Source organism: uncultured Campylobacter sp., from assembly GCF_937890585.1.
Taxonomy (GTDB): domain Bacteria; phylum Campylobacterota; class Campylobacteria; order Campylobacterales; family Campylobacteraceae; genus Campylobacter_A.
In genome coordinates this window covers 1-8,924 of sequence record NZ_CALACG010000337.1, presented here as the reverse complement: position 1 = coordinate 8,924, position 8,924 = coordinate 1, and the positions used below count along the sequence as shown (strand labels likewise).

Sequence of the window (8,924 nt, the reverse complement as noted above, 5' to 3'; positions counted from 1 at the left end):
GAACATGCACTAAGGCCCGCCTTTTTCTCCAAAAGCACTCCACACTCAAGTCCTGCGTGCACGGCTGTTATTCTTGCATTTGGCTTATAAATTTTTAGCTCTTCTAGGATGTCGTTTGCAAATTGATCATTTATGGGCTTCCAAGCTGGATTTCTATCTTTTGAAATGACGTTAAAACCGACCGCCTTTGCAAGCTCAGAAATTTCAAATTCCATCCTATTTAGGCCGTCTTTACTCATTGACCTTGCGAAAAACTCCACTTCAAGCGTGCCGTCATCTTTGATCTTTGCTAAAGAGAGGTTTACGCTATCTTGCGGTATGCCTAGCTCGCAGTTGTAAGCTCTTACGCCTTGTGAAAATGAGTTGATAAGAGCTAAAATTTTCTCGCCATTTTCTAAAATTTCATCTCCCACGCCAAGCTTTTTCACGCTTAAATTTTCGCACTCGCTCTTTAACTCCTTATCACTTAATACAAGCGCAGTTGCGCTACTTGGGATAGAGTTGCTTCGCTCGCCACCTTCAAATTTAACAAGCTTGCAGCCATTTTTAGTCACAAATGTAGCCAAAACCTTGATCGCATTTGGGATATTTTTATGTATCTCGTTGCCAGAGTGTCCGCCAGGTAGGCCGCTCACTTTTACTTCATAAAGCGTGCTCTCTTTTGTTTTTTTGCTATTGAGCGCAATAGTAGCAAATAAATTTACACCACCAGCGCAGCCGATAGTGACGCGGTCATCTTCTTCGCTGTCTAAATTTAAAAGCTTATCGGCTAAAAGATCGCCGCTAAAACCAGCAGCTCCGACCATGCCGACCTCTTCGTTGTTTGTAAAGAGGCACTCAATGTCGTCAAATTCGCTTATCATCTGCATCATTATAGCCACGCCTATGCCGTTATCAGCGCCTAAAGACGAGTTTTTAGCCCTCATGTAGCCATCATCGCCATAAACGATCTCTATCTTTGGCGCATCGCCCATGCAGACCATATCGTAGTGGCTTTGCAAGCAAATTTTTGGCTTGCCTTTAAACGCATGAACGTTGCCAAAGCTGTCGACCACGACTTCACAGCCCTTATCTCTTGCAAAATCAGCTAAAAAATCACGCATCTTATCAGTCTCATAACTGCAGTGCGGTATCGCTGCAAGTGTCTCAAATTTCGTTAGAACTTCGCTCTTTGACATATTTGCCTCCCTTAAATTTATTTTATCTCGCCCTTATAGCCAGTCGCATCAACCGCCTTTAAAAGCTCTTTTTCATCGACCTTGTCATCTGCTATAACGACAGCTTTTCGCTCTTTTAGCGACACGTCTGCCTTTTTTACGCCCTCAACGCTAAGTGCGGCCTTTCGCACTATCGCCGTGCAAAGCGGACAGTGCATGCTGGGTACTGAAATCTCTATCGTTTTCTCAGCGTAGCAACTAAGTGCAAGAAGGGCTAAAACTAAAATTTTACGCATAAATTTCTCCTAAAAGCTCCGGATATGTAAGGAGTAAAAGCAAAATCACTCCAAAAAGTATATATATAAGTATCCATTTTTTCTTTTTATAGCTTAGGTTGCAGCTTTTTGGCTTGTAAAACAGAGCGATGCCTGAGATCACAAAGCAAATGACTGCCACGACGCTTAAAGGGACGCGGTACTCGTATAAATTTTGTGTCCAAGATAGAAATGAAAAAGATGTGCCAAAAAGCAATAAAAGAAGTGCCGGCAAGCAGCACAAGGTAGCGCCGATAGCACTACCTATGGATGTTAGTATCAGCCAAAAGGCTCTCATTTTAGCTCTGTTGATACGTAGTCGTAGCTAAATTCTTTTGGCGAATAGTAGTTTTGCGTGTTGCCATCAACTTCAGCGTATGGATAGCCAAAGTTATTTAGCGGTGTTTGCTCTGGAGTTGGCTTTAAGATAAAGTCACGTCCGTAGTTAAAGCCTATCCAGCACATCTCCCAGTTGCCAAAGCAATAGTCCCTAACAGCTACGATCTTAGCGTCATCGTTTGTAAGCTTCTCGCCCAGTCTTACCTTTGTAACGTCTGCTGGATCAACCGGTATCCAACCATAGCCTTTTAGATAAAACTCAGCCCTGCAGTGCTGTCCGCCTGAAATTTTAGCTACGCCATCTTTTGCGCTACCCATTTGGTCTGAAAATCTAGACTGACCAACTCTAATGCCAAAAATTTCTCTAGCAGGGATGCCGACTGATCTGCAAAGTCCCACAAAAACTGAGTTTATGTCGGTGCATTTGCCAACTAGCTTGCCACTTTCTAGGATGGCTTTAACATCGCCCGTGCCACATCCAATGACGCTGTTATCACGCTGCATAGTGTTTGCAACCCACGTATATATCGCTTTTGCGCGCTCCAAATCGCCCTTTAAATTTCCAACGATCTCAAGCGCTTTTGCCCTTACGACGCCGTCAGTTGGGATGTGTGAAGTTGGTTTTAAAAACTCCAAAACAGCAGGATCGACCTTCTCATTTGGATCGAAATTTACCTTGCTAAAGTCGGTATTGCGCTCTGTTGTTTGGATCTTAAACTGGATATTTAAAATAGGTCTTTGCTCATTTTCTTCAAATTCGCCATACATTGTTGGTATTAGCGTGTCTGAGATATAGACGTTTTTAGCGGTTGTGTTTATGACGTAGTCTTGGGTTAGTTGCTGATAAGTGGTGCTTAGCGGAAGGGGCAACCAAATTCTTGAGCTTTTGCCCTTTTCAAGCAGCTGGTGTTTGAAATTTACGTCAAAATTTCTAACTACTGGGTTTGCTGGCTCGTCGCTAGCTAGAGTGACACTTGGAAGCAGACTTGCTGCACCTAAAAAACTACTGAATTTAAAAAAATCTCTTCTTTGCATAAAATGCCTTTTGCTTAATCTTAGCCAAACTTGGCTCTAAAACTGCCTGCTATTCTAGCATAAAATTTTTATTTATGATAAAATCCGCCACATGAAAAAGATTATATTTTTAGGCTTTATAGCGCTATTTTGCAACGGTTGTCTTTATATGAATGAGCGTGGAGTTTCGACTCAGTATTATAACGATTGTAAAGAGTATTATGACGCGACTGGCACCTACCAAAAAGAGTGTCCGCACAACATCGTCGACTGGAAATAGCGTGGATCTTAGCAAATTTAACGAGCAGCAAAAGCAAATTTATAATAGGATAGAAAATTTAGCAAATTTTGATTGCGAATTTAGCCTCTCTGATAGCGTAAATGTCAAATTTAAAAATTTAGACCAAGCCAAAAAAGATGAAATTTACAACCTCGCCCTTAGCCTAAAGCCTTGGCGAAAAGGGCCATTTTTACTTGATGATATATATATAGATAGCGAGTGGCAAAGTTTTATTAAATTTAACATCCTAGCGCCCCACCTAAATTTAGCTAACAAAAGCGTGGCTGATGTGGGTTGCAACAACGGATATTATATGTTTAAGATGCTTGAGTACGGCCCAAAAAGCATAACTGGATTTGACCCTAGCGTGCATACATATTTGCAGTTTAAGTTTTTAAATAAATTTATCCGCTCAAATATCGACTACGAGCTTCTTGGAGTAGAGAGCTTGCCTGAATACGCAGCGAAATTTGATACCATTTTTTGCCTTGGTGTCATATACCATAGAAGCGATCCTATAAAGATGCTAAAAGAGCTAAAAACCGCGCTAAATCCTGGCGGCGAGCTATTTTTAGATACGATGTATATAGATATGGCGGGCGACTTTGCACTTACGCCAAAAGATAGATACTCCAAAATTCCAAATATCTACTTTGTGCCAACGCTTAGCGCACTTGAAAACTGGTGCGAGAGGGCTAAATTTAAGGACTTTAACCTGCTTGATACAAAGGCGACTGATCTAAACGAGCAGCGAAAAACGCAGTGGATAGACGGAGAGAGTCTTGGAAATTTCTTAGACCCAGACGACAGCACAAAGACCATCGAGGGCTATCCAGCACCAAAAAGAGCCTATGTAAGAGTTAAAATTTAAGGATAAATATGGCAGATGAAAATATTTTTGAAGCAAAAGACGAGTCGCAAATAATCCTCCCAGAGGACGAAAACCCGCTAAGAAACGAGATAAAAACAGCTCCTTTAACAAAGCTAAATTTTAGTGGAACGGCATTTTTACTTGAGAAAAATCACGCAAAAACTAGATTTTTTACCACGGCTGACATGGTAAGTGACACTGAGGGGCTCATACATAGCGGTTTTGTCTTTATGGGGGCTAACTACGCAGCACTTTTAGCTATAAATGAAGAGTTTTGCGTTAGCATCGGAGCTAGGATAAATTTCTTTGGACCGCTCAAACTTGGCGATGTGGTCGAATTTGACGCACAAGCAAGGTTTGAAGAGAGCAGAAAAAGAGAGGTAAAAGTTATAGGCTACGTAAAAGAGATCAAAATCTTTGAGGGCGTCTTTCAGCTAGTCACACTTGAAGAGCATATCTTTGTCACTCAGCAAAAAAATATCCAAAAAGAAGCCGCTATAAGACAAAAGAAAGAGCGCGACAAGGCGCAGGCCCAAGGCTAGCCTCAAATTTAACTGATGAGATATAAATTCTCATCATTTGCTTCAAATAAATTCAAATTTTAAAAGAGAAATTTTATCTTGTTATCTCAATTTGTTAAACGATCGGTAACAAATTTTTGAAAATTTAGTGAATTTTAAGCTTAAAAATTAATTTTCTGTGTTAATATCCTTTCAAAACTTTTTTATCAAAAGGAGATTCAAAATGAAACTTACAAAAGTTAGCTTAGCTGCTTTGGTTGCTTTAGGTGCATTTTCAAGCGTTGCAAGTGCAACTCCACTTGAAGAAGCTATAAAAAATGTAGATCTTTCAGGATATGCAAGATATCGCTATACAAACGATCATACTAAAAAATCAGTGCCAAACACAGAAGCCACAAAAGGTAGCAATGCTGGTCACGTATTTAGAATGCAAACAGCATTTAAGGCTGCGATCGATGACAACTTCTTTGGTGTTTTACATTTGAGATATGAAGCAAAAGACATTTCAGGAGATAATGTTAAAAGCGGAACAGACAAAACAGACACAACTGGATCGTTTGGTGTATATGAGATGTATCTAGGCTACAAAGTAGGCAACACTACTATTACAGCTGGTAAACAGCTACTTGGCACTTTCTATGATGCAAAAGACCTAGTAGGCACAGGACTTAAAGTAGTAAATACTGATGTTCAAGGTCTTACATTAGCGGCAGCAGCATTTGATGCCATAGAGTCAGAAGATATGGATATAAGTGGCAAGTTAATAACAGATGTTTTAGCTAAGGGTGTAGTGCATGATGCTCCATCAAACATCTATTACCTAGCAGCTCTTGGCAGCTATGATCCTCTTTCATTTAAAGTGGCTATCGCAAATGTTCAAGAAGTAGCTACACTTTATGGTGCAGACCTTGGCGTAGACTTTAGTATAAACAATGATGTAAGCATTAATGGTAAAGCTCAGTATGTTCATAATGATGCAGACCATGAGCTAGTAGCTAATGCAGACTTCTGGGCACTTCAAGCAGGTATTAAAGCATTTGGTGCTAAATTTAACGCTGGTTACCTAGACTTTGATGCTAAAAACAAAGAAACAGATGTAAAAAATAAAGACAAAGTTTCATTTGTAACTCTTGATGGAAATGGTGATCTAATCAATCCAGCAAAAATCCTAAATGGTGGAATGAGTGGTAGCAGACAATTCTATAATAATATCAAAGGCAACAACGACTACTGGTTTGTTAATGGTGGATACAGCATAGATAAATTTGGCTTTGGCGCTGGATATACTAAAGGTAAAGGTCACAGCTTTGCACTTGGTAAAGATAGAGCAAAAAGAGACGAGTGGTATCTTGATGCTAGCTACAAATACAGCAAAAAACTTACATTCCTTTCTTGGTATGCATTTGCTAAAGACAAAAAAGATGGTGCTAAATTCGAGCAAGATCGTATAAGATTTGAAGCAAAATATAGCTTCTAAAAACCTACATCCGAGCGAGCTTTCGCTCGGACCTCTTTAAATCCTTAATCCAAATCAGCAATCCTTTCAAATAAAATAAATATAATGCCAAACAAAAAGGGCAAAAAATGTATCTTTTCTCTCTAATTACGCATTTAGTTTGTGCCATTATTTTTATTGGTTATGTATTTTTCGATGTTTGCATATATCCATTTGCCAAAAAAACGATAAATCCCCAGACGCTTGAAGCTGTCAAAAAAGCCTATACAAAAGGTAGCGCAGTAGTTTTTGGCACGGCATTTTTACTGCTTTTGATAAGTGGAGCTTTTATGGCAAAAGACTATCTTGGAGGCGAGCATGGCTGGTGGCAAAGCGACTTTCAAAAGCTTTTGCTAGCAAAGATCGCGGTTTTGCTTCTCATGTGCCTTGTCACTTTTATCTCAGTTCTTAATGTCACTTTCTTAAAAAAGCCAGATCCATTTGGCAAATTTTCACACCTCATAGCCCTTGTGCTTTGTCTGATGATGGTCGTTTTGGCTAAATTTATGTGGTGGCTTTAGCAAAACTTGGCCGTAAATTTAAAGCACAAAATTTACAGCCAAGTCTAATTTTCAGTCGATACTCTTTAGCTTATCTTTATTAAGCCCCTCTTCTATGCGCTTTATCTCTTCACTTCCGTCCCTTACGACGTTTTTGTCAAATTTCAAGTAGTCATATATCTTTTTTGGGTATTCAACGTGAGTTAGGATAAATTTAAAAACATTTAGCCTCGCCTCTTTTTTATTGTCACTTGAGACGATCACCCACGGCGAGATGCTATTGTGAGAGGCTAGCAGCATCGAGTATTTGGCGATGGAGTACTGATCCCAAAGTTCTTGCGCTTTTTGATCTACTGGAGAGATCTTAAACTGCTTTAGCGGGTCGTTTAGACGCTCTTTAAAGCGCTTTTTTTGCTCCTCTTTTGTGATCGAGAGGTAAATTTTAAAAAAAATGATGCCTGAGTTTATGATCATCTCTTCAAATTTTGGCACTTCACGCAAAAATTCCTTATGCTCAGCCTGCGTGCAAAAGCCCATCACAGGCTCAACCCCAGCCCTGTTGTACCAGCTCCTATCAAAGATGACGATCTCGCCAGCGCTTGGCAGGTGCGTCACATATCTTTGAAAGTACCACTGCGTCTTCTCGACATCACTTGGCTTTGTAAGCGCCACGATACGGCAACCGCGTGGATTTAGATGCTCAGTTAGGCGCTTTATCGTGCCACCCTTGCCGGCTGCGTCTCGCCCCTCCATTAGCATAAGCACTCTAAGTCCCTTGTCTTTGACATGATTTTGGAATTTTAAAAGTTCTATCTGAAGCAGTCTTAGCTCTTCTTCGTAGCCAAGCTTATCGCTCTTATGGTGTTTTTTATCCTTTGACATCTTCGCTCCTTCTAAAATTTTCAAGATTTTACTATAAAATAGAATAAATTTAAGAATTTAGACTAAAATCATCTCTTTTGATTTAGCAAGGATTAGCATGTTTTTTAAATTTATTTTTTCTCTTATTTTGTTTGCAAGCTCACTTTTTGCCGAGGTTTTAGATGTTAGCAAGGCATTTGTTTTAAGTCCAAGTATCGACGAACAAGGCGTTGAGATCAAGTTTAAATTTGGCGAAAATATCTACCTTTATAAAGATAGCTTTGAGGTTAAGCTTGGCGAAGAGAAGATAAATTCTTTGCTAAATATGCCAAAGAGTGAAAACACTGGCGAATACGAAATTTACCCAAAAGATTTTTCGCTGTTTATCCCGCTAAATTTAGTAAAAGAGCATCTTAAAAACAGCAATGCTAGGCTAAATTTAAGCTATCAAGGATGTGCTAAAAATGGCATCTGTTACCGCCCGCAAACTAAAATTTACGACATCTTTGAGAAATTTGGCAAATTTAGCATCATAGCCTTTGAAAAAGAGCAAAAAGATGAAACCAATCCTGAATTTACCGAGTTTTCAGAAGATCAAAGCATTGCAAACGAGCTAAGCAGCAAAAACTTTTTTATCTCGCTTGCCACTTTTTTTGGCTACGGCCTCCTACTCTCGCTCACACCTTGCGTATTTCCGATGATACCGATCTTATCAAGCATCATCGTCTCAAAGGGCGGCAGCCTAAATGCTAAAAAAGGCTTTTTGCTCTCGCTAGTTTATGTAGTTGCGATGAGCCTTGCTTACGCGCTTGCTGGCGTTGGAGCAAGCCTACTTGGCTTTGGCATCGCAGGGGCTTTGCAAAACATCTACGTGCTCGGCGCATTTGCGGCCATTTTTGTCATCTTAAGCTTTAGTATGTTTGGCTTTTACGACATCAAGCTGCCCTCTAAATTTGAAAACTTGATCAGCAAAAAATCACAAAACAGCTCGGGTCTCATCGGCGTTTTCATCATGGGCTTTGCCTCTGCGCTCATCGTTTCGCCCTGCGTGGCAGCACCACTAGCAGGCGCACTTCTTTACATAGCGCAAAGCGGAGACGCACTTTATGGAGGCATCATGCTCTTTGTTATGGGGCTGGGCATGGGCGCACCGCTTCTTGTGATAGGGCTAAGCTCTGGCAAGCTCCTGCCAAGACCTGGTGGCTGGATGGATGAGGTCAAAAAACTCTTTGGCTTTTTGATGCTCATCATGGCTGTTTGGATCCTCGCGCGCGTGCTTGGAGCGTTTTTTGAGCTACTTGGATATGGCGTCATAGGTGTCTTTGCGGCAGTCTATCTGGGCGCATTTGAAGCGACAAACGGTGGCTGGGCTAAATTTAAAAAAGCGCTTTGCGTGCTAGTTTTTATCTACTCACTCATGCTAATAATTGGCGCATTTTTAGGCTCAAAAGACGCATTTTCGCCGCTTTCTGGGCTAAATTTAACAAAAAATGAGAGCGAGCTAAATTTCAAACAAGCTAGAAATTTAAACGAGCTAAATGAGATGTTAACAAACTCAAGCAATCCAGTGCC

At 40.4% G+C, this 8,924-nt stretch carries 11 protein-coding genes; 6 read left to right on the top strand and 5 right to left on the bottom strand.

The window, feature by feature from the left end:
• The 4 genes from Q0296_RS10180 to Q0296_RS10165 all read right to left on the bottom strand — a co-directional run.
• Positions 1–1,178 (bottom strand): M28 family peptidase (locus tag Q0296_RS10180; protein ID WP_298040231.1); only part of this gene is annotated, 1,178 nt, incomplete at its 3' end.
• A 17-nt stretch (positions 1,179–1,195) separates the two neighbouring features.
• Positions 1,196–1,453: a heavy metal-associated domain-containing protein gene (locus Q0296_RS10175; RefSeq protein WP_012140020.1), complete on the bottom strand. Its 258-nt coding sequence runs from the start codon at positions 1,451–1,453 to the stop codon at positions 1,196–1,198.
• A complete protein-coding gene (locus Q0296_RS10170; RefSeq protein WP_298040228.1) occupies positions 1,446–1,769 on the bottom strand; it encodes an aryl sulfotransferase in 324 nt (107 codons plus the stop codon). Before Q0296_RS10170 ends, Q0296_RS10175 begins: the two co-directional genes overlap by 8 nt.
• The gene (locus Q0296_RS10165) at positions 1,766–2,845 is read right to left on the bottom strand and encodes a transglutaminase domain-containing protein (protein WP_298040226.1); all 1,080 of its coding nucleotides are present in this window, start codon (positions 2,843–2,845) and stop codon (positions 1,766–1,768) included. The genes Q0296_RS10170 and Q0296_RS10165 overlap by 4 nt, the downstream gene beginning before the upstream one ends.
• Before the next feature lie 91 nt (positions 2,846–2,936).
• On the opposite strand from Q0296_RS10165, the gene Q0296_RS10160 reads away from it, so the two are divergent.
• The 5 genes from Q0296_RS10160 (at position 2,937) to Q0296_RS10140 (ending at position 6,512) form a co-directional block, all read left to right on the top strand.
• Complete coding sequence (locus tag Q0296_RS10160; protein WP_002942642.1) at positions 2,937–3,104, top strand: hypothetical protein; 168 nt, start codon at positions 2,937–2,939, stop codon at positions 3,102–3,104.
• 1 nt (position 3,105) lies between these two features.
• Positions 3,106–3,975: a tRNA 5-methoxyuridine(34)/uridine 5-oxyacetic acid(34) synthase CmoB gene (cmoB, locus tag Q0296_RS10155; protein ID WP_298040233.1), complete on the top strand. Its 870-nt coding sequence runs from the start codon at positions 3,106–3,108 to the stop codon at positions 3,973–3,975.
• 8 nt (positions 3,976–3,983) lie between these two features.
• Positions 3,984–4,517 (top strand): PaaI family thioesterase, encoded by a 534-nt coding sequence (locus Q0296_RS10150; protein ID WP_298040223.1) that lies wholly within the window; start codon positions 3,984–3,986, stop codon positions 4,515–4,517.
• Between the two features lie 202 nt (positions 4,518–4,719).
• The gene (locus Q0296_RS10145) at positions 4,720–5,973 is read left to right on the top strand and encodes a major outer membrane protein (protein ID WP_298040221.1); all 1,254 of its coding nucleotides are present in this window, start codon (positions 4,720–4,722) and stop codon (positions 5,971–5,973) included.
• 107 nt (positions 5,974–6,080) lie between these two features.
• Positions 6,081–6,512: a trehalose-6-phosphate synthase gene (locus Q0296_RS10140; protein ID WP_298040219.1), complete on the top strand. Its 432-nt coding sequence runs from the start codon at positions 6,081–6,083 to the stop codon at positions 6,510–6,512.
• A 51-nt stretch (positions 6,513–6,563) separates the two neighbouring features.
• Here the strand turns inward: Q0296_RS10140 and ppk2 are convergent, their stop codons facing one another.
• On the bottom strand, positions 6,564–7,373 hold the full coding sequence (gene ppk2 / locus Q0296_RS10135) for a polyphosphate kinase 2 (protein ID WP_298040217.1): 810 nt from the start codon (positions 7,371–7,373) through the stop codon (positions 6,564–6,566).
• Between the two features lie 97 nt (positions 7,374–7,470).
• Here ppk2 and dsbD point away from each other — a divergent pair.
• The coding region (dsbD, locus tag Q0296_RS10130) for a protein-disulfide reductase DsbD (RefSeq protein ID WP_298040215.1) at positions 7,471–8,924 on the top strand (1,454 nt) is incomplete at its 3' end.

Bases quoted from the DNA above. Each gene is read 5' to 3' on its own strand.
- Q0296_RS10160 (WP_002942642.1), top strand. From the start codon at position 2,937: ATGAAAAAGATTATATTTTTAGGCTTTATAGCGCTATTTTGCAACGGT.
- Q0296_RS10170 (WP_298040228.1), bottom strand. From the start codon at position 1,769: ATGAGAGCCTTTTGGCTGATACTAACATCCATAGGTAGTGCTATCGGC.
- Q0296_RS10165 (WP_298040226.1), bottom strand. From the start codon at position 2,845: ATGCAAAGAAGAGATTTTTTTAAATTCAGTAGTTTTTTAGGTGCAGCA.
- Q0296_RS10175 (WP_012140020.1), bottom strand. From the start codon at position 1,453: ATGCGTAAAATTTTAGTTTTAGCCCTTCTTGCACTTAGTTGCTACGCT.
- Q0296_RS10150 (WP_298040223.1), top strand. From the start codon at position 3,984: ATGGCAGATGAAAATATTTTTGAAGCAAAAGACGAGTCGCAAATAATC.
- Q0296_RS10140 (WP_298040219.1), top strand. From the start codon at position 6,081: ATGTATCTTTTCTCTCTAATTACGCATTTAGTTTGTGCCATTATTTTT.
- ppk2 (WP_298040217.1), bottom strand. From the start codon at position 7,373: ATGTCAAAGGATAAAAAACACCATAAGAGCGATAAGCTTGGCTACGAA.
- Q0296_RS10145 (WP_298040221.1), top strand. From the start codon at position 4,720: ATGAAACTTACAAAAGTTAGCTTAGCTGCTTTGGTTGCTTTAGGTGCA.